Source organism: Helicobacter bilis, assembly GCF_900198365.1.
GTDB lineage: Bacteria > Campylobacterota > Campylobacteria > Campylobacterales > Helicobacteraceae > Helicobacter_A > Helicobacter_A bilis_B.
This window is the reverse complement of sequence record NZ_FZMS01000014.1, coordinates 1-20,932: the sequence shown is the minus strand read 5'-3', so window position 1 is coordinate 20,932 and position 20,932 is coordinate 1. Positions and strand designations below refer to the sequence as shown.

Annotated in this window: 17 protein-coding genes; 8 read left to right on the top strand and 9 right to left on the bottom strand. The window is 34.7% G+C overall.

The features are described 5' to 3' along the window. Window positions 1-9 precede the first annotated feature (9 nt). From C6H08_RS02735 to C6H08_RS02715, 5 genes are all read right to left on the bottom strand, one after another. Window positions 10-822 (bottom strand): spermine/spermidine synthase domain-containing protein, encoded by an 813-nt coding sequence (locus C6H08_RS02735; protein ID WP_034564132.1) that lies wholly within the window; start codon window positions 820-822, stop codon window positions 10-12. Window positions 823-942: 120 nt separating this feature from the next. Beyond that, a complete protein-coding gene (locus tag C6H08_RS02730; RefSeq protein WP_034564130.1) occupies window positions 943-1,815 on the bottom strand; it encodes an isochorismatase family protein in 873 nt (290 codons plus the stop codon). Window positions 1,816-1,971: 156 nt separating this feature from the next. Continuing rightward, window positions 1,972-3,864 (bottom strand): mechanosensitive ion channel family protein, encoded by a 1,893-nt coding sequence (locus tag C6H08_RS02725; protein WP_034578906.1) that lies wholly within the window; start codon window positions 3,862-3,864, stop codon window positions 1,972-1,974. Between the two features lie 22 nt (window positions 3,865-3,886). Beyond that, the gene (gene prmC, locus C6H08_RS02720) at window positions 3,887-4,876 is read right to left on the bottom strand and encodes a peptide chain release factor N(5)-glutamine methyltransferase (protein WP_233708454.1); all 990 of its coding nucleotides are present in this window, start codon (window positions 4,874-4,876) and stop codon (window positions 3,887-3,889) included. Next, window positions 4,863-6,065 carry a M48 family metallopeptidase gene (locus C6H08_RS02715; protein ID WP_233708456.1) on the bottom strand — a complete coding sequence of 401 codons (1,203 nt, stop codon included), beginning with the start codon at window positions 6,063-6,065 and terminating at the stop codon, window positions 4,863-4,865. The genes prmC and C6H08_RS02715 overlap by 14 nt, the downstream gene beginning before the upstream one ends. A gap of 317 nt (window positions 6,066-6,382) precedes the next feature. Between C6H08_RS02715 and ileS the strand changes: the two genes are divergently transcribed. The 5 genes from ileS to C6H08_RS02690 all read left to right on the top strand — a co-directional run bounded on the left by ileS (window position 6,383) and on the right by C6H08_RS02690 (window position 13,083). Continuing rightward, complete coding sequence (ileS, locus tag C6H08_RS02710) at window positions 6,383-9,310, top strand: isoleucine--tRNA ligase (RefSeq protein ID WP_034578908.1); 2,928 nt, start codon at window positions 6,383-6,385, stop codon at window positions 9,308-9,310. Between the two features lie 401 nt (window positions 9,311-9,711). Further along, window positions 9,712-10,413 carry a DedA family protein gene (locus tag C6H08_RS02705; RefSeq protein ID WP_034564119.1) on the top strand — a complete coding sequence of 234 codons (702 nt, stop codon included), beginning with the start codon at window positions 9,712-9,714 and terminating at the stop codon, window positions 10,411-10,413. Continuing rightward, window positions 10,413-11,855: a leucyl aminopeptidase gene (locus tag C6H08_RS02700; protein ID WP_034578909.1), complete on the top strand. Its 1,443-nt coding sequence runs from the start codon at window positions 10,413-10,415 to the stop codon at window positions 11,853-11,855. The genes C6H08_RS02705 and C6H08_RS02700 overlap by 1 nt, the downstream gene beginning before the upstream one ends. An 18-nt stretch (window positions 11,856-11,873) precedes the next feature. Continuing rightward, window positions 11,874-12,080: a hypothetical protein gene (locus C6H08_RS02695; RefSeq protein WP_104686092.1), complete on the top strand. Its 207-nt coding sequence runs from the start codon at window positions 11,874-11,876 to the stop codon at window positions 12,078-12,080. Next, window positions 12,055-13,083, top strand: coding sequence for a hypothetical protein (locus tag C6H08_RS02690; protein WP_104686091.1), 1,029 nt, complete (start codon window positions 12,055-12,057; stop codon window positions 13,081-13,083). The genes C6H08_RS02695 and C6H08_RS02690 overlap by 26 nt, the downstream gene beginning before the upstream one ends. 46 nt (window positions 13,084-13,129) lie before the next feature. On the opposite strand, the gene C6H08_RS02685 is transcribed toward C6H08_RS02690, so the two are convergent. From C6H08_RS02685 to C6H08_RS02675, 3 genes are all read right to left on the bottom strand, one after another. Beyond that, window positions 13,130-13,381 (bottom strand): S4 domain-containing protein, encoded by a 252-nt coding sequence (locus tag C6H08_RS02685; protein WP_034563325.1) that lies wholly within the window; start codon window positions 13,379-13,381, stop codon window positions 13,130-13,132. A 167-nt stretch (window positions 13,382-13,548) separates the two neighbouring features. After that, on the bottom strand, window positions 13,549-14,445 hold the full coding sequence (locus tag C6H08_RS02680) for a hypothetical protein (RefSeq protein ID WP_034564609.1): 897 nt from the start codon (window positions 14,443-14,445) through the stop codon (window positions 13,549-13,551). 11 nt (window positions 14,446-14,456) lie between these two features. After that, window positions 14,457-16,364 (bottom strand): extracellular solute-binding protein, encoded by a 1,908-nt coding sequence (locus C6H08_RS02675; RefSeq protein WP_034578916.1) that lies wholly within the window; start codon window positions 16,362-16,364, stop codon window positions 14,457-14,459. Window positions 16,365-16,568: 204 nt separating this feature from the next. Between C6H08_RS02675 and C6H08_RS02670 the strand changes: the two genes are divergently transcribed. Further along, window positions 16,569-17,642 carry a glycosyl transferase family 90 gene (locus C6H08_RS02670; RefSeq protein ID WP_034563329.1) on the top strand — a complete coding sequence of 358 codons (1,074 nt, stop codon included), beginning with the start codon at window positions 16,569-16,571 and terminating at the stop codon, window positions 17,640-17,642. Window positions 17,643-17,775: 133 nt separating this feature from the next. Continuing rightward, window positions 17,776-19,233 (top strand): bifunctional ornithine acetyltransferase/N-acetylglutamate synthase, encoded by a 1,458-nt coding sequence (gene argJ / locus C6H08_RS02665; RefSeq protein WP_034563331.1) that lies wholly within the window; start codon window positions 17,776-17,778, stop codon window positions 19,231-19,233. 121 nt (window positions 19,234-19,354) lie between these two features. On the opposite strand, the gene purU is transcribed toward argJ, so the two are convergent. Then, window positions 19,355-20,188 (bottom strand): formyltetrahydrofolate deformylase, encoded by an 834-nt coding sequence (gene purU, locus C6H08_RS02660; protein WP_034578918.1) that lies wholly within the window; start codon window positions 20,186-20,188, stop codon window positions 19,355-19,357. 100 nt (window positions 20,189-20,288) lie between these two features. Between purU and C6H08_RS02655 the strand changes: the two genes are divergently transcribed. After that, window positions 20,289-20,837 carry an LPP20 family lipoprotein gene (locus tag C6H08_RS02655; RefSeq protein WP_034578919.1) on the top strand — a complete coding sequence of 183 codons (549 nt, stop codon included), beginning with the start codon at window positions 20,289-20,291 and terminating at the stop codon, window positions 20,835-20,837. Window positions 20,838-20,932: the final 95 nt, after the last annotated feature.

The window sequence follows — 20,932 nt, the reverse complement described above, 5'->3', positions numbered from 1 at the left end:
ATTCTATATCTAATTCTTCACATAAGGTGCGATGATGTGCTGTAAAAAGGCGGGGAGTCTAAATACACTAGAATGCAGGTTTGCATTATAGCATTGTAAATTATCTAGCATATCGCTTTTTTGTAGTTGTAAATCGGCTAAAGGGTGTGCGTAGTTACTTAAAAACGCATAGAAACTCGGGGTGAGTGTAGGTAGCATAAAAGGCATCATCACATGTCCAAAATTCATACCAAAGGCTAATGTATCAAGGGCTAAGCTTGGTTCTAAATAGCAATTAGCAAGGCCAAAAACGCAAATAAACTTTTCACTTGCCATCTTTTTTAGTGCCTCAAACTCATATAACTTTGGACTAGAAGCATGGATAATAATATCATATCCAACTTGCTTAATATCCATAAATCGCTCATAAAAAGCAATATTTACATTCTCTTGTATTTCCTTAAACTTAGGGATAAAGCCACTTAATGTATAAAGGGCTTCCTTGTCGCCTACCACCATATCTACACTCATATCATGCTGTGCAAAATGATTAGCAATCGCTGCATTCAATGTGCCACAGATGAGAACTCTTTTTGGATTTGTAGCCGCACAATAGGGAATATAGGCAAGCATTTCACTTTCAATAAAGTCATAACGCTGCATCATTACTACTTGTCGTGTTACTTCTTTTTTATCATTCTTAAAACTAATAAGTGCAATTTGCTGCAATGCTTCAGTATTAAACAATTCAATATCAATTGTTTTACCCTTATAGTCTGCAAATTTATTTGTAATAGCATATTGATTCTGAAAGTTTCTTGTAACTTCACTTGTCATCCACATAAAAAACCTTTATTTATAAATGGTCGCATTATAAAGCAAAAATAGTCAATTCATGATACTTTATCTCTGTATTCCCACGATTTTCTCTATCATCATAAGGATTTACTGAAAAGATTCTATCTACATATTCTGTAATCTTTGCACGATATCTGGTGTAAAGAAAAGTTCATTTGCAATAAAGCGGAAGTTAATAAGCCCTGCAAGATAGCCATCACCCTCAGGCAGTTTTGCTCCAGCCGTAGCATCACGCACAACACCTACTTCAAAACCCTCTGCAAGTAAATCACGCAAATGAGAATCAAGATGCACATTTGCATCCATACCACATAAAATCACCTGCTTAATCCCACTGATACGCAACTGAGTGGTTAAATCACTTCCTTTAAGTCCAAAATCCTTTCTAGGCGTTGTAAGAATTGTTTTATTATCAAGTATAAAAGGTTTGTATTCAGGCAAGAAATCTGCCCCGCTTTGCTCAATATCATTTGCATTCAACCCCTTACCATTACCATAGGCAAGCTTTGTCCCACGAGAAAAGTTTTTCATAGGAGTTTTTGGCAAAGTTTTTAAATCTTGACTATTCCATACCACATAGGACACAAATGTAGGCAAACGCAGGGCTTTTGCTACTCTAAAAAGCATACCGATATTCTCAATAGTATTATTTTCTTTAATACTAGCACCATATAAGCTCCAACCAACCCCCTTTGGGCTAAGAAAATCAATCTGCGGATTCACAATCACAAGCCCAACAGAATCTTTTTGTAGCTTCATCTGTGTTTTTGGAAGTAGCATTTTATCGCTATCTACATAGAGTGGATTAATATTTATATAGTTCTGTTTGCGTGTTTGCTCCTGTGCTTCATCAATTGTTTCAGCATGAAGCTTTGTGCCGACTAACACACTTGCACCCAAAGCACCTATCTTTGCAATCCTTGTAATACTCTCTCTGCGATGAAAGTCTATTTTATCTTGCTCTATTGTCTTTTGCATAATAAAACCCCTATATTTGAGAATAGATTCTTTTATATCGAACATTTTATGAGTTTATTGAATCTACTAGATTCTATAAAGTTTTATGATTTAAATTTATGCTACCTATGCGATATTTATTTTGCTGTTTTATTGAGATTATTTCGTGTATTATTTTCACTTTGGCAATGTCTCGACATAGACGCTTTGACTAGGAAAAGCAAAGCTAAGGTTGCATTCCTGCACGATTGCCATGATTTTAAAGATTACATCTTCTCTTACTTCAAAATAATCTTTTTTTGAAACACTTTGTGTAAAACATTCTACTAAAATATTAATTGAGCTATCAGCAAGGGCTTCCACACAGACAAAAAGTCCGCTTTTATAACCTAAAAAATCATCAAGGGAAATAATGTCTTTTCTTAGAGTCATAAGTTGTGTTTCTTCTTGATTATAGATTGGCGTTGTTACCACTTCTGGGTGGTCTAAAAGCATTTGTCTAATACTTGCTACACATTTTTTTAGCCTTGCTTCATCTGCATCATAGGTAACGCCTACACTCATTTTTATTCTTCTACCAGCTTTCCTGCGACTCCAATTGCGTATAATCTTCCCTGCTAATTCTGCATTTGGGACAAAAAGCAAAGCGTTATCTGCTGTGCGAACGGTAGTTCTTCTTAGTCCTATTTCAACCACAACACCATCAACACCATTGCACTCAATCCAATCGCCTTGAGAGAAAGAATTATCAAACAAAAGCATAACAGAGGCAAAGAAGTTTGCAAGTATATCTTTTACTGCGAGAGCAACGGCTAATCCCCCTAAACCAAGTGAAGCAATAATTGCAGATACATTAAAGCCCAAATATTTTAGGATAAGCAAACATGCGATAATAATAATAATCGCATACAAGGCTTTTAATATAAGATTTATAATCTCTCGTCTAAATTCATTATTTCGTTTCTGCAGAATCTTTGTTAATAGCACCGTGCCATAGCTTTTCACCAAAGCTACCATAAACCATGCAACATTTACTATATACAAGATATTAAACCACGCTTCAATCTCTTCTGGCTGTAAATGTGGATAGTATAGCACGCCAATACAAACACGCAAACTCCATGCAAGTAGAAACAATGAGATAGGTTGCAATAGATTTTTTTGAATAGCCGAATGCAAGTCTTTATCTTGATTTGTAAGTTGGATAGCAAGGTCCATCAAATAAACAACAACTCTTGTAATAAGTTTGCGATATGCCCACAAGATAACAAAACATAAAAGCGATAAAACTATCTTAATAAAAACCAAATTCCCATGATTAACACTCATAAAGTTTGAGAGAAGTTGCAGTGTCCATCGCATACAGGCATGTAGTATCGTATTTTGTGGCACAAACTCATCTGCATGCCATTCTAAATATGAAACAATCTCAATGGCACTTGCAAGTGTGTTTCTGTATTTTTCTATTTGTAGTTTGAGATTTTTTTGCTGTTTTGTAGGGATTTCAGCTGATATATCAAAGGTTGTTGGCATGGCATTTAGTGCTTGCAATGTCGGCTGTATAATATCTACTACTTTTTGTTTTTGTGAAAAAAAGTCAATTTGCTTTCGCAAATTTTTAAAGAGAGTAGCTAAATGAGATTCTATAATAAGATTGTTTTTGGCAATTTCTTCTTGTAAAATTAAAGCATTATCATGCTGGATTTTAGCATCATTTAGCTGCATGTCAATTCTCATTTGCATTTGTTTATTTTCATCCATATCAAAGCCTAAGCTTTGTTTTGTATTCCTAATATTAGCGATAAAGTTTTGGAGCAAAAGATTTTTTTGTGCGATTAATTCCTCTTTTTGTTTAAAATCATAACTCCCTTGTAATGTGTGAATCTGCCATGAAATATCTGTGATATGCTGGAATAATAGGGCTAAACTCTCAAAATGCAGGGGCAAAGATTCTATATCAAGTTTTTCTTGCTTATTTGTATCCTTACTTGTTATATCTTTTGCAAAAACAAGCACACAAATGCTACAAAGCATTAAGAATGCACTGAGATAATAATGTAATTTTTTCATTATAGAATCCTGATTTAGAAAATTAGGGCATAAGTCTTGCGATAAAGCCTCTATCAAAACCCGCATAATCTTTATAAAAAGTCGGTTTATAACCCACATTTAAAAGTATCTCTTGCATACTCTCTTTTTGGTCATAGCCCATTTCACATACAAGAAATTGTATTTGCTTCTCTCTTGCTTGGAGGATAAGTTTTTTTAGAATCTCATCGCCTTTTTCACCACCAAAAAGTGCAATATGCGGCTCACATAGCACTTCTTGATTGAGTGGATAGCTATTTGCAATATAGGGCGGATTAGCAACTAAAAGTGTGATTGGTTTTCGCATGATAAGATAAGGCGAAGAAAGCAAGTCAGATTCTACAAAATCACAGCGATTTTCTAAACCAAGATTCTGTATATTATGCTTGGCAATATTTAATGCTTCCTTGCTAATATCAGTAGCGATCGCACAAGTCTCTTTTGCATGTGTAAGGATCGCTGCACTAATCGCACCGCTACCGACACCCACTTCTACAAAATGCGTAATATTATGTGCTTTGATAATCTCTAGGGCATGTTCGACTAAAAGCTCTGTTTCATGGCGAGGGATTAGCACCTTATTATCCACATAGAGTTCTAGATCATAGAAACTTGCTTTATTTGTGAGATACTCAAGCGGCACACCATTTTTACGCATAGCAAGTATTTTAAAATAGCGTTGTTTATCAAAGTCTGTAATTTCTTTTTTTGCGTTCGTATGCAACTCTACACGAGTCATATTGAGTATATGCCCTAACAGAATCTCAGCCTCATAACGCGGACTTACGATATGAAACTCTGGTGCTTTTATATCAAGTGATTGACGCACTCTATTACTCTCTTTTGGAGAATCTTTTGGTAATTTTTCATTCTCAAATGAGTTAATATCAGCGAGTAAAAACTGTGTTTCATACACAAGCTTTTTAAACTCTTCAAGATTCATATCTTTTAAAAATGCAATCGCAATACGCAACAATAAATCAATTTCCATCATGCAATCCCCCAAGTGCCTTAAGTCGCTCTAAAAGCGGCGGATGAGAATAGTAAAAAAATATATATGCCGGATGTGAATATGGAAAAGCCTTATTTTCATTTACAAGACGCACTAAAGCTTCACTAAGCGCCTTTTTGCTTACGCAAGACGCACCAAAAGCATCAGCCCTATATTCTGCCTTTCTGCTAAAATAGCTTTGTATCGGCATCAATAAAAATGATAATACTGGAAAAAGCAATATAGCTAGTATAAGAATGCTACTATCTGTAAAAGGTAGTCCTAAATACAAACATAAAGGCTCAAAGAATAAACCCATAATAGCAAACATAGCAAATAAAATAGAACCACTTATTATAATATTTTGTGTTATATCGCCATGCTTAAAATGTCCAAGCTCATGTCCCAAAATCGCAATCAATCCATCTTCACTAATCTTATCTAGCAGCGTATCAAATAACACCACTCGCTTCATACTGCCTAAACCGCCAAAATACGCATTTAGCCTACCATCTCTCCTACTTGCATCAATGACAAAAATCCCACTGCTATGGAATCCTGCATGTTCCATAAGTGTGGTAATCCTTTGACGAAGAGATTCGTTATCCAAAGGTGAAAATTTATTAAACATTGGAGCAATAAGCGTGGGATAAACTAGCCGTATAAATACAAGAAATGCAAATACAACACAAAAGCCAACAAGCCACCAAGAACTAAGAGATTCCATAATCCATAGCAACAAGGCAAAGATGATACCAAGCAAAATCCCACTCACTACAAACATTTTTATGCCATCAAGCACAAAACCTTTTACACTTTGTTTATTAAAGCCATAATGAGAATCTATACGCTTTTGAGCGATACTAAAAGGTATATGAATAAGGGCGTGTAAGCCAAGAAAAGATAGAATCACAAGTAAATTTGCACCAAAACCACTTATATGCAGCATATTATAAAATTGCGTAAGATAGGTAATACCAAAGAATAGCCAAAAAACTAATGCAATAAAACTAAAAATATGCTCTATTAACGCAACCCTGCAACGAGTGATAGCATAACTTGCAGCAATGCTATAATCATGTGCGTTAAGAATAACTGGCTTCTTTGTAGCATAAGTTTGTATATAACGCATTTGCAAAATATTTAAAACTATCGCGGGAGTAACAAACAATAGCAAATACGCCAAAATCACAAGATACAATGCAATCTCCTTTTTTGCAATAAAATCCCTTTTAACGCTAAAAAACCTTTAGTGTATTATAAATTTTTAAATATCACGCTAATACAATGCCCCTAAGTTATAATATTAATACTTTTTATACCATAGTTTCTCGTTTAGAATCTAAAAAATCTTATATACCGATTCCTCTTGGCCTGACCTAGATAACATGCAATAAGATTATTATTAAGCATCAAAACAGAAAAATCTCACAAACAAAAGCAAATATTAAAGAATCCTTTGTGAAAATTTGTTAAAATTCAAAATTTCATAAACGCAAAAGGAATGTTATGGACCAAGCACAAAAAGACTACAAAGATACGCTCATATTGCCAAAAACAGATTTTCCAATGAAAGGCAATCTTCCGCAAAAAGAGCCAGAAAGATATAAGAAATGGCAAGAATACGCATACAGCACAATGAGTAAAGCAAGAACAAGTCCGACAAGAACAAGCTCGAATGAAATGAAGCAAAGTCAAACAAATCAGGGCGAAATTAATCCAAATGAAATTAATCCAAACAAAGCAAATCAAAACGAAACAAACACCACAAATAAGAATCAATCAAGCACAAATAACACATTTACACTCCATGATGGACCGCCTTATGCAAATGGGCATTTACATGTAGGACACGCTCTAAATAAGATTCTAAAAGACTTCATTATTAAATATCATTATTTTCAGGGAAAGCAAGTGTTTTATACGCCCGGCTGGGATTGTCATGGTTTGCCAATAGAGCAGCAAGTAAGCAATGCTTACGAAGCGGAAAAAAAGATTCCAACCAAACTTGAGATTAGAGAAGCATGCAGAAAACACGCGGAAAAATTTGTGGAAATACAGAAAAATGAGTTTTTATCATTTGGTATTGTAGGCGATTTTGATAATCCTTATAAAACTATGAAATATAAGTTTGAAGCTGATATTTATCGTGCGCTTGTGAAAGTGGCAAAAGCGGGATTATTAACACAAAGAAGTAAGCCTATATTTTGGAGCTGGGCAGCAAAAAGTGCCTTAGCAGAAGCAGAAGTTGAGTATAAAGACAAGAGATCAGATTCTATATTTGTAGCATTTCCTCTGCAAACAAGCACTCTAAGAGCCCTAAATTTAGAATCTTTTAGCACAAAAGTAACCCCATATATGCTTATATGGACGACTACACCTTGGACTCTTCCTAGCAATGTAGCCATTGCGCTAAATCCTAATGAATCTTATGTGCTAGTAAGTAATGGTGCGATAGTAGCTAAAAAACTTTATGAAAAATTGAAAGAAAGGGGGGTTATAGAAGGCGAGATTCTTGCCACAATAGAATCTAAAAAATTTGAAAAACACTATGCTACAAACCCTTTAAACAATAGAGATTCTATGCTGATTCTAGCAGAGTATGTAAGCATGGAAGATGGCAGTGGAGCAGTGCATAATGCCCCCGGGCATGGTGAAGATGACTATTTTACATGCCTGAAATATGACCTGCCTGTTATTATGCCTGTTGATGATTCTGGCTGTTTTGATGAGAGTATTATCATGCTAGGACTTTTTGAAAAAGAAGTGATAGATGAGTTTGTAGGCTCTCATATTTTTAAAGCACAAAAAAGAATACTAGAGATTCTAAAAGATAAAAATGCCCTGCTTCATCATGAAGAGATAGTGCATTCCTATCCGCATTGCTGGCGGACAAATAAGCCAATTATCTTCCGTGCCACAAAGCAGTGGTTCATTCTCATGGATAAGCCTTACTATAATGGAAAGACACTGAGACAAGTCGCCTTGCAAGAGATTGAAAACACAAGATTCTATCCAAAAAATGGGATAAATCGCATAAAAAGCATGGTGGAAAATCGCCCCGACTGGTGTATCTCAAGGCAGCGGGATTGGGGTGTGCCTATCGCATTTTTCATAGATAAAGAGAGTGGTGAGCCTGTAATTGAAGAGATTCTAACAAGTCATATAGAATCTTTATTTGAAGCTCATGGTTGCGATGTATGGTGGGAGAGAGAAATCATTGATTTATTGCCTGATTCTTATAAAGATAAGGCAAATTTATATGAAAAAAACATGCACATTTTAGATGTATGGTTTGATAGTGGTAGCACTTGGTTTGCTGTGCTAAATAATGATAGCTATAATAGCGGACACGCCCCTGCTGATGTGTATTTAGAAGGAAGTGATCAGCATAGAGGCTGGTTTCAAAGCTCTCTTTTGTTAGGCTGTGCGATAAATCATAAAGCCCCGTTTAAAACTATCATCACGCATGGTTTTACCATTGATGAGAAAAGTGAGAAAATGAGTAAATCAAAGGGTAATGTCCTTGCCCCAAGCAAGATTATTAGCGAAAGTGGGAGTGAGATTTTGCGACTTTGGGTAGCCCTGTCAGACTATCAAAATGATGTAAAAATATCGCAAAATATCCTAAAACAAGTGAGTGAAAACTATCTTAAATTGCGAAATACTATCCGCTTTCTACTTGCAAATACACAAGGGCTAACAAAGCTTAGCTCTAGTGAGAATTTTAGCATCATTGATGAATGGGTATTGCATGAAGCAAAACAAGTATTAAGTGAGGTAGATTCTCTATTCAGTGAATATGATTTTTCAAAAGGATTCCAAGTTTTAAATGGCTTTATCACGGCAACTTTAAGCGGAATCTATTTAGATATTTGTAAGGATAGCTTGTATTGTGATACGATAGATTCTAACAAACGCCTTGCAATCCAAAGTGTGTTTGCAATATTGGCAAATAATATATTACATTTACTTGCACCATTTTTAACTTACACTATTGATGAAGCACTTGATTATGCGCCTTTTGTGATTAAAGGTGAGGCAAAGAATGTGTTTGAGTTAGAGAAATTTGCTATACCAAACTTTAGTTTTAGCGAAGAAAAACAAGGAAAAATCAAGCTATGTTTAGCCCTAAGAAGCCTATTTAATGAACAGGTAGATAAGCTTAAAAAGGAAAAAGTGGTAAAATCAAGCTTAGAGTTAAGTCTATCCCTACCAAAAGAGTGTGAAAATAGCAAGGATTTAATCGCAGATTTTCTAATGGTGAGTGAATGCGTATGTGAAAAAACCAATAGCGACATACTCTTTAGCATTAACTTCGATAATAAAACCTATCATGTCTATAAAGCTACAAAAGAGAAATGCCCTAGATGTTGGCAGTTTAAAAAAGATTCCAATGCGGAAGTCTGCAGTCGTTGCGATGAGGTATTATCGTAAAATAAGTAGCATGTGAGAACAAAAAAGAAGTGATTGTCTTTTGGATATTAGAATCTATGATTTGTTTTACTGAATGTAGTTGAGAATAGCATAAATTTTAAAAGGACATTTTGCTTGCAACTTGATGTAACAATTGCTAGATTTTAACATTAATGTGTATTGTAGGGTTCTGGGTTGTAAACAATTGAAATTTGCAATCAAATTTTGTTGTGTTGGGTTACGCGAAGCATCTAGCCTAAGAGTCTAAAAAATATTTGACTGCATCTCAATATAACAAGCGACGAGTTTCTTTTGATTATTACATCAAATCTTTGAAAAAGGTGAAATATCTTTGTTTTGGTTTATTGTAAAATCTAGAATCTTTTTATAGAATCACATATCTAAAAAAAAGGCAGGTTTATATGGAGAAAATAAAGCAGAATCTAAAAAGCATTATTGTAGGTAGCATTGTTATCATCATAGCAATTTCGCTTTTTTTGTATGTGAAGAATTCAAATTTTTCATTTGAAGAAAGCATTAAATCTTTGTGGGAAAATCATGTGCAAGATTGGGGCTATGTGATTTTATTTTGTTGGAGTATTTTGGAGGGAGAATGGGGGCTTTTACTCGCAGGGATTGCAGCACATCAAGGGCATTTAGATGTGTATTGGTGTATCTTTATCGCGGGGCTTGGTGGCTTTACTGGAGATCAAATCTATTTTTACATAGGTAGGCTAAGAAAAGAATATGTGCATAAAAAGTTTCGCAGTCAAAGGCGTAAATTTGCCCTTGCAAGTAGGCTTATGCAAAAATATGGTTGGCCCATAATCTTTGTGCAAAGATATATGTATGGCTTAAGGACAATCATTCCTATAAGCATTGGTTTGACACGATATTCTGCCCTAAAGTTTGCTTTAATAAATCTTATATCAGCGTGGGCTTGGGCAGCTATCACAATTGTTCCAGCGTGGTATTTTGGTGCGGAAATACTTGATATTATCACAAGCGTTTTTGTAAAAATCAAAGAAAATCTATTATTATTTGCTATTTTATTAGCTATAATTGTAGGCTTTATTGCCACATTTATATGGTGGAGAAAAAAACACGCTAAGGAAAAACGCTAATGCAATACAATTCTAAAGTCAATCTAGTCATAAGCAAAGAGGAAAAAGGCGCTAAGATTCTATTTGTTGATAAAGCAATGTTAGAAGATTCTAAAAATAGCAAAAAAATCCCTGATTTCACGCTATTAAAAGAGCGTGGTTATAAGGGCAGTGGTGTATTTTTTGCTCAAAGTAGCAAGATTCTATATATAGGTTTAGAAAATAAAGAGACAGAAAGCTATGCAAATACGATAAGCATAGCGTATAGATCTATGAAAAATCTTAAGCTAGATGAAGTAAGTCTGTCTTTTAAAGGCTTAGATGAAAGTGTGCAAGTTGCCATTTTGCAGGGCTTTTTACTTGGTAGTTATGAATTCAGTGGCTATAAGCATAAAAAAGATGATGAAGCAGATTCTAAGATTACAATCCATTGTATCGGCTTAAAAGAGAGTCTTTTAGAGCAAGTAAGCATTATATGTGCTAATGTGAATTTTGTGCGTAATGTGGTAAATACGCCGCCAAATATCGCAAACTCAATATTTCTATCTGAACTCGCTCAAAATGAGACTATAAAACTGGCAAAAAAATATAAAAATGCTGAAATAAATGCAACTTTGCGTAGTAATTCATACATGGAAGAACAAAAAATGGGGGCATTTCTAGCGGTAAATCAAGCCTCAAACTATCCTGCATATCTAGCTCACCTAAGCTACAAGCCTAAAAAGCCAAAGAAAAAGGTTGTTATCGTAGGTAAAGGGCTAGTGTATGATACAGGTGGATTAAGCCTAAAACCTGCTGACTACATGACGACAATGAAAGCTGATAAAGGCGGTGCATGTGCGGTGCTTGGTGCGTTTTTAGCGGCGGTGCAGCTAGGACTTGATGTCGAATTACACGCAATTATGGGGATAACAGATAATGCTATCGGTAAAAATGCCTATCGACCCGATGATGTGCTAATCTCAAGAGAGAAAAAGAGTATTGAAGTGAAAAACACTGATGCAGAAGGTAGGTTAGTATTGGCTGATTGTTTGAGCTATGCACAGGATTTAGATGCAGATATTATCATTGACTTTGCGACACTTACAGGTGCGTGTGTGGTGGCACTTGGGGAATATACAAGTGGCGTTATGGGCTTTAATGAGAAGTTAAAGCAACAATTTGTAGAAACTGCCTTGAAATCTGGTGAATTGGCTCATACATTGCCCTTTAACGCGCATTTAAAAAAGCTTATAGAATCTAAAATAGCTGATGTAAGCAATACTTCAAGCTCTCGCTATGGCGGGGCTATTACTGCGGGATTATTCTTGGCTGAATTTATTAGAGAAGAATATAAGGATAAATGGCTACATATTGACATCGCTGGTCCTGCGTATGTAGAGAAAGAATGGGGTGTAAATCCTTATGGTGCAAGTGGCATTGGTGTGCGATCTTGCGTTGAGTTTTTACGAACGCTTGGTTGATGTTTGGGGAGGTTATGTATGAATAAAGTTGCTTTTGTTATTCCATTGCACCCAAAGCATTACACCCTTGCAAATACCTTTATGCAAAGTTTTATGCTGTGCAATATCAACAAACAAGCCGATTTGTGCTTTGTGTTTAGCTCTGAAGAAGATTCTAAAAGCTTTGATGTTTTTGCAAATAGGAACAATGGCATTAAAAATGTTGCTATGGGGGGGGGGGGGTAATTGCCCTTATAGCAGTATAGTATTATCACCAGATATAAAGGTTGATATCACTATAGATTCCAATGTATTAGGCATTGTGAATGTGAAGAAATTTTATGCTTTGATTGAATTAAAAGATAAATATGATTATATTGTGATTTTAGATTCCGAGTGCGTGATTATTAAAGAAGCGGATGTTTTTGCCTTATGCGAAAAATTTTATACCGATAAGATTCTATATGGCAATGAAACATTGCCTAATTCTACATTTTTCAATGTGAATAATATCTACAATATATCAAGGCGATATTTTTTAGCCCATAAAGATTTTGATAAACTTGATAGTAACCTATATTTATGGTTTAATCAACTTTGTATTTATAAATGCGAATATTTAAATGAATTTTTCCAAGTTACACAGATTCCAAAGTATCTATACATACAAACATTTTGGGATTTTGACTACTATATTTTTATGTATTATCTTATTTTGTATAAAGGCTTTGCGGTCCATAATATGGAGGTCGTAGCACCGGCTGGTGCATTAGAATGCGAATATTTCCATCCTAAAAATAATAGCAAAAAATATAGCACGCTGGAAGTTATGGTATGCCATCAAGCACTTTATGAATATCTCAATAGGGAATATATCTTTGTTATACATCATTTAGACCGCATAAGTAGTGAAACTTTTTATGCCTCTTTAGATGAGATTGAAAACTCACTGCCTTATCGCTTAGGCATGCTTTATGAGACTTGTAAGAAAAGGTTAAATTATTTTAGCTATCTAAAATTAGCATGCAAAAGCCTTGCACTTTATAAAGCACAACGGCAGGAAAATAAAAAAGTGGGTGGCGTAATAGATTATGACACGCACACTAAGATTCAGAATATAAAGCAAAGTGATATATATAAAAGAGGTTTATCCTTAGAATCTCTCTGTAAAAAATATGCGGAAAAACAATATAGTAATTTAAGAACATACATTCACATGGCATATAAGTTACTAAAACAAAGATCTTGATAAGAAAATCCAGCATATTGACAAGCCTCTATAGGCTTGGCATATTCTAAGAATCTAACTCCAAAACATACTCATTTTTCATACTCTTAGGTATAGTTTTTAATGTTGGGATTTGTAAGACTTTATATTGATGTGTTGATTCCAAAAACTTTAAGGTAATAATGTCATTTACTTTGACTTCTTTTGAGCTTTTTGATACTACACCATTTACAAGCACAACACCATTAGCACACATATCTTGGGCTATTGCTCTTCGTTTTGTAAGATTGACTGCATTTAAGAATTTATCTAATCGCATATTTTTCCTTATATTTACTATTAAAAATTTAGCTTCCTGACATTTTAAGCTATAGACTAAAAATCTCTTACAGAATCTAAACTTTGAGTTGTTTTGTTGCACTTAATATGACAAGCTGTTTTAAAATCTAGATTCTATACACTTGCAAATGAGATAGATTCTAAAACTTAGAATCTATAAGTTGCCCCTACTTGCCCTCCAGCATTTAAGGCATGATAGCTTGAAGTATAAGTAACCAAAGCCATAGCATTAAAGTTTAAATGCTGTGTTGCAAAGTAGTCAATACTAGCATTTACATTAAATCTCAAAGCATTGGCACCTAAAAAAAGCGGTGTAGATTGTGGTAAGAGAGTAAAGACCCCAGCATTATTTTTTGAAAAAAGATTTGATAAAGCTATATTAATAGAGCCTAGCATATAATCCCCCCTATAAAAAGTCTTTAAACCAATATCAGTCAAGCCCGCAACACTCACATTATACACGCTGCTAAAAGGCGTAATAAGAGAAAAGCTAATAAATGGGCGAAATACAAATTTATCATAGAAAAAATCAATACCAAAAAAGCCTTGAAATAGCATATTATTTACTTGACTACTTAAAGCCCCAAAGCCTATATCAATGCCAAATACCCCATGTGCTACAACATTTTGTATAGGCAAAGGCACAGAGGCATTAGCCCCAAGATTTGTGCCAAAAAAGAAAGAGCTAGTTTGTGTGGCTTGTGTCGTAAGCAAGGCATTACCAAAAGCAATATTAGCAAATGAATCTATCTGAATCTTTTTCCATACAAAAGGATGTCTATACTGCGTATTTAAGCCATTATACATTAAGGTTTGCGTATCACTTAGACCAAGTGTGTCTGTATAGGCTAGACTAGCTTTTTTATATGTATTTGTAAAAAGTGGATTATGCTCTCTATATACATCTTCTTTAAAGATATGCGTTTGTTTAGAATCCTTATCTGCCTCTTCATTTGATTCTTCCTTATAGATTCCTTGTATATTTGCGGCAAACACTGATTGCATACATATACATAAACATACGCTTGTGAATTTTAATCTCATATTACCCTCCATTACTCTATCCACCAATAATGATATATGCTAAAAGGTGAAGCATAAGGTGGAAAAATATCTGGCTTTTGTATATCATGCCTTAAAGCGATACGAAAACTAGGGCTATAATAATGTGGCACAACATAGAATCCCCATAGTAAGATTCTATCCATCGCATGTAAAATCGCTATGCGTTTATTATAGTCTGTCGTTTGATTAAGCAAAATAATAAGCTTATCAATCGCTTTATTTTTCACACCAGAAAAATTCCTTGAGCCTTCCATATCGGCACTCATTGATGAAAAGAAAAAGTCTTGTTCATTTCCCGGAAAAAGGCTTTGTGGTATCAAACCCACAATTATATCATAATCAAATTGTTTTACTCTATTTTCATATTGAGCTGAATCTATTAATCGTATATCAAGGGTAATACCAAGTATTGCTAGATTCTTTTTAAACGGCAAAACCATGCGTTCAAATAAAGGTGAATTTAATAAAAGCGTGAGTTTCACTAGCTTATTATTAGAATCTACAAGTTTATTTTCCACCACTTTGTAGCCTGCATCTTTTAATAGCTTTTGTGCGTATATGAGATTTGCTCTCTTTGAGTTTGGCGGGGTCGTTGTTGGATTCTTATAAACTTCATTCAGCAAGCGAGGATTTATAGAATCTTTATAGCCTTTTGTTATCTCAAGCTCTTTTGTGCTTTTATCATAGCGTAAGATTCCAAGTGATTGTAATATCTCTATTTCATCTTTAGAATCTCTTAAGAGACCATTTGAAGCATATATTGAGTTTTCATAATAGCTTTGTGTGCGTTTATATTGTGAGTAAAATAGATATTCATTACTCCATTCAAAATCAAAGCATTGAAGTATTGCCTCCCTTACTCTTATATCATTTAAATGCGTCTTTCTTGCGTTAAGATAAAAGCCCTGCATACCTGCTGGTAAGCCATGTGTTAAAGTGATCTTTTTAAACTTTCCTGCATTAAGGCTGCTTCCCTTATAGTCATTCGCCCATGCTTTTGCCTGTGGCTCAAAGCGATAGTCATAATTCCCCGCTAGAAATGCACGCAAAGCGACATTGGCGTCCTTATAATATTCTATTGTTATTTTATCAAAGTTATATGCTCCAATATTTATCATTAAGTCTTTCGCCCAATAGTCTTTATTTTTTTTATAGGTGATATATTTATTTATCTCAAAAGATTCTATTGTGTAAGGGCCACTGCCAAGCGGTATGCGTAAGGGCTTTTTACCATATAGATTCTCATTATTTTGCTTATTGTTTTGTAGGTAGAAGTGTTTTGGGATAATGTGTAGTTGCGTAAGGATAAAAGGCAATTCTTTATTTTCATTATGTTTAAAGATAAATTCAATAATATTTTCACTCACCACAACCGCTTCTTTCACATCAGCGTAATAGCGAGATTGAGTGGGATCGCCTTTTTGCATAAGCATATCAAAGCTAAACTTCACATCACTGGCACTCACCTTACTATTATCACTGAATCTTGCCTTTGGATTTATCATAAATCTTACACCGCTATTATCATTTGCAATGCTTACTTTTTCTGCTATAAGCGGATATATCGCATAAGGCTCATCATAGCTTTGGCTCATCAAAGTATCATAGACTAAATCTAGTGAATCTGCCTTATTCCCCTTTAGCACAAATAAATCGAGACTATCAAAGCCACCAAGCCCCATAGTCTTAAAATCCCCGCCTTTTTTTGCTTTTGGATTCGCATAAGGTAAAAATTTCGCATTTTCATGCTTTGGTGTCATATCCATAGCAATAGCACTATGCCATGTGGTATAAAGATTAGAGCGACTTTTCGCATAAACGCATACACTAAAAAGCACAATAAAAGAGAGAATAAATACAAAGAATCTAGCATATCGCATAAAAATATTTTGTAGCATTTTTTACCTGATAATTTTTTGTTTTAAATATAAGTGTTTATTATAATGTTTTTCTGTGTATAACTTTATATATGAGAGTAAATAATACGATTGTGGTATGGAATCTTTTGCCTATAATTTTGTATTTGGCAATATCGCATATCATCTTCATAACTTTTCTATATAATACTCCGCTAGTTTTAAAAGCAAATGAAAGGGTATTTATTGCAGACAAGGGGTTCGCGTTTTATCTATAATCTCAAAGGCATTATGCGTATGATAATACCACGCATAATAGCACAAAAGCAGCTTGAAACAAAGATACAAAAACTACTAAAAATTTATGATAAAAACCTAGAAGACATAAGTAATCGCATAAATTATTACAATAAACTAAATAAGCCCTTTCATATCCCATTAACAAAAGATAAATTACCGCAAATAAGCCCACTAGACTTAGATTTACCGCCTTATCCTAGCCGATTAGCAAACTTGCAGCAACTTGTGCCAAATATAGATTTTTTGAAAAATAATACCTATAAGGCTGGATCAGTGTATTATTATGACTCATATGAATGGACGAGATATTTTAAGGATAATTTAGCATGGGCATATATGTTTTATGATGTGAGTGAGCTTTTAAGCTTTCCTGCGATTTGTAAATCTCGCCCCATTATTACTTGTAATGAAAATTCAGTATTAATGCAGCTTGAAAAATATCGTCATTTTCATTTCATAAACGACCCAATAAGATTTGAGGATAAAAAGGATATATTACTATTTCGCGGTGCTGTATATCAAGACCATAGAATCCGCTTTTTTGAAAAGCATTTTACTAATCCAAATTGCGATATTGGACATGTTGGACGAGCGGATTCTAATCCAGAATGGCTAAAAGATAAACTCTCAATACAAGAGCATTTGCCCTATAAATTTCTACTAAGCCTTGAGGGCTATGATGTGGCAAGTAATCTCAAATGGGTGCTAAGCTCAAACTCACTCTGCATTATGCCAGAGCCTGAAATAGAAACTTGGTTTATGGAGGATAAGCTAGAAAAAGGTGTGCATTTTGCAGCTATTAGTCGTGATTATAGCGATGTAGATTCCGTGCTTGAATATTACAAAACACACACAAATGAAGCAAAGGAAATCATACAAAACGCACACAAATTTTGTGCTAGATTCTATGATAAAAGACTTCAAGGCTTACTTAATCTCTTAGTATTACGCAAATATTTCTATCTCTCAGGACAGATCGATATAAGCCCATTAGAACAAACATTATTTAAACTTGATTAGATATTATGGTAAAAAATCGCTAAGTGTGAAGTTTTTACACATAGAATCTATATCATAGGTGCGAGTGTTAGAAATATGGAATCTTTATGTGTTTTTTCGCTACAATCACTGCAGATTCTAAAAAAGGTATAGCATGGCGACACAAATAAAACTTAAGGCAAAAAGAAGCACAAAGCTTCCAAAAGGCTTCAAACTCTCTGGCATAAAGGCAAATATAAAGTATAAAAATAGGCTAGACCTAGCTCTTATCTACTCACAAGAGCCTTGCCAAAGTGCTGGTGTATGGACGAAAAATAGCGTACAAGCGGCTTGTATCACTCACAATAAGGCAAAGATACAAAATCATATCCGTGCTGTTATGATAAATTCTGGTTGTGCGAATGCTTGCACAGGAAAGCAAGGTGAAGAAAATTGCGAGAGAAGTGCGGAAGCCCTAGCAAGAGTGTTGCGTGTAGATTCTAAGCATATTTTACTTGCTTCCACAGGCGTTATCGGAGTACAATTACCCATGTCTAGAATCTTGAAAGTTATCCCAAAGCTAGTAGCACAAAAAAACAGCAATAAAGATTCTATAAAATTAGCAAGTAAAGCCATTATGACAACAGATACTTTTCCAAAGACTTTTGGCATAACTTGCAAACTACAAGACCAAAGCGATCTAGATTCTAAAAAGACAGAATCTAACAAAGGAGAGAATGCAACACAAGCAGAAAAAAGCACTCACAATGAAAAGTCTAAAGATTCTAAAAATATTGTCATTAACACAGAATCTAAAGAAAATGCTAAAGATTCTACAAGCATAGAAAATAAGTTAGATTCTAAAACACAAGAAAAAGAAACATGCAATGAAAAGGCAAAAACAGAAAAGAAAAACAATAAATTTAGAATCTTTGGCATGGCAAAAGGTTCTGGCATGATTCACCCAAATATGGCGACCATGCTAGGCTTTATTTTGACTGATATAGCGATATCTAAAGAGTTATTGCAAGAAGCATTAAGTGAGATTAATACGCAAACTTTCAATCAAATAAGCGTTGATGGCGACACTTCAACAAATGATATGGTTGTTGTTTTAGCAAATGGTGCGGCAAAAAATGAGATTATTTCAAGTAAAAGCACAGACTATGAGATATTCAAAAAAGCGTTAAAAAAAGTATGCGTCAATCTTGCCAAACAAATCGCTAAAGATGGCGAGGGCGCTACGCATTTGCTTGAAGTATCCATTAAAAACGCACAGAGTCTGCAACAAGCCCAAACCCTAAGCAAGGCTATCATCGGCTCAAATCTTGTTAAAACCGCCATTTTTGGTAAAGATGCAAACTGGGGACGCATTATCTGTGCTATGGGGTATAGTAATGCGAGTTTTGATGCGAGTAAATTTAATCTTGTATTTGCAAGTAAAAAAGGGAAAATTGCAATTGTAAAAAATGGCGTAGGAACAACATTTAATGAAAGTAAAGCAAAAAGTATTTTGAGTGCAGATGTCGTGCGTATTCTCATTGATTTACAAGATGGCACACATAGCGCAAAAGCTTGGGGTTGCGACTTAAGCTATGATTATATAAAGATTAATGCAGATTATCGCTCGTAGATTCAAATTTTGCGGCTGACTGCACGCCTGTTTTGGGGGTGTAAGAAGTTTGTTTGGGATATACTTTAATCTCTTACAAGAATTCAGTAGCATTTAGAGAAATCTACGCCCAAATTCTACATTAAAAAATAATCGTGCGGTTGTTATGCAAAAAGATTCTATCTTCAATGGCTAATTTTAACGCACGGGCTAAAACCACCTTTTCTACATCTCGTCCTGCTTTTTGCATATCTTGCCATGTGTAGCTGTGGTCAATTTGTATAGTATCTTGCGAGATTATAGGTCCTTCATCAAGTTGATTATTTACAAAATGAGCGGTTGCACCTATGATTTTTACACCGCGTTCATAGGCTTGTTTATAGGGATTTGCACCGATAAATGCGGGCAAAAATGAATGATGAATATTAATAATTTGGTTTGGAAAGCTCTCCACAAAAGTAGGCGATAAAATACGTATATATTTTGCTAGTATTAAAAAATCTGGATTTAAAGTCTTGCAAAGCTCAATGACTTTTGTCTCATGCTCTTGCCTTGAGATACCCTCTGATTCTATATGATAGTATGGAATTTCAAACTTTTCTACAAGATTTTCTAAACTCGCATGATTGCTAATAACCGCTAAAATATTTGCGTCTAAATCACCGCTATTATGCCGTATGAGTAAATCACCTAAGCAATGATTCTCTTTTGTCGCAAAAATCACTATCGACTTCTTATCTTGTGTGGAAAGTCTCACTTCTGCATCACTAGGTAATGCCGCACACACTTCAGCAAGAAGATTTTTAGAATCTAGCTCACCGCTAATCTCTGTCCGCATAAAAAAAGTATTATGTATCTTATCTACAAATTCATTGTTTTGTTCTATGTTTAGCCGATGGAGTAAAAGAATCGAACTGATTTTAAATACTAAACCTTTAGTATCTTGGCATTTTATAAGCAATGTGTGCTGTTTCATAACTCTTTAGAATCCTTAAAATTAAATTTGTGTAAAATAAAGTCGCTATTTTATCATTTTTGTTGTAGAATTAGACCTAATTTTTTTTGAGGAGAGATATATGAAAATAGTATCAGTTACTAGTAAAGGTTTGTGTGCTTTAGCTTTGGCTGCTTTTTTGGTGGCTTGTGGTGGCGATAAACAAGGGCAAGTTACTTCAAATAGTAATGAACCTGCATGGGTGAATAGTATGTCGGCTGCAAAGGAAAAGGCTGGATCAGTAGTAGTGGGAATTGGATCTGCAAAAATTTTAGATGGGAATCTAAACTATGCGATCAATCAAGCAGCAATGCAAGCGCGTGCTGAAATCGCACAACAAGTTAGTGCAAAGATTCAACAAGCAATTGAAAGTTTGGAACAAAATGATGGCATGAAAATATCAGCCAATAGTCAGCAAGTAGCAAGACAAAAGGTAGAAGCCGATCTGAAGAAAACAGAAATAGCTGAAAAATGGACTGATAAACAAGCAACACCACCTATGCTATATGTCCTTGTAAAAATGGATGAAAAGATGTTTGAGCAAACGCTAAAAGGTGTTGGACAAGTTTTAAATGTTGATGCAGACCAAGCAAGAAAGCTTTCTGAAACAGTGCAAGAATTGTTGGAGTAGTTTTATACGACTTTGTCTTTTATATCTTTATATCCGCTGGTATGGTTTTATACTGGCTGGTTGAGTGTCATGGAATCTACTTGCAAGTTTTTTGA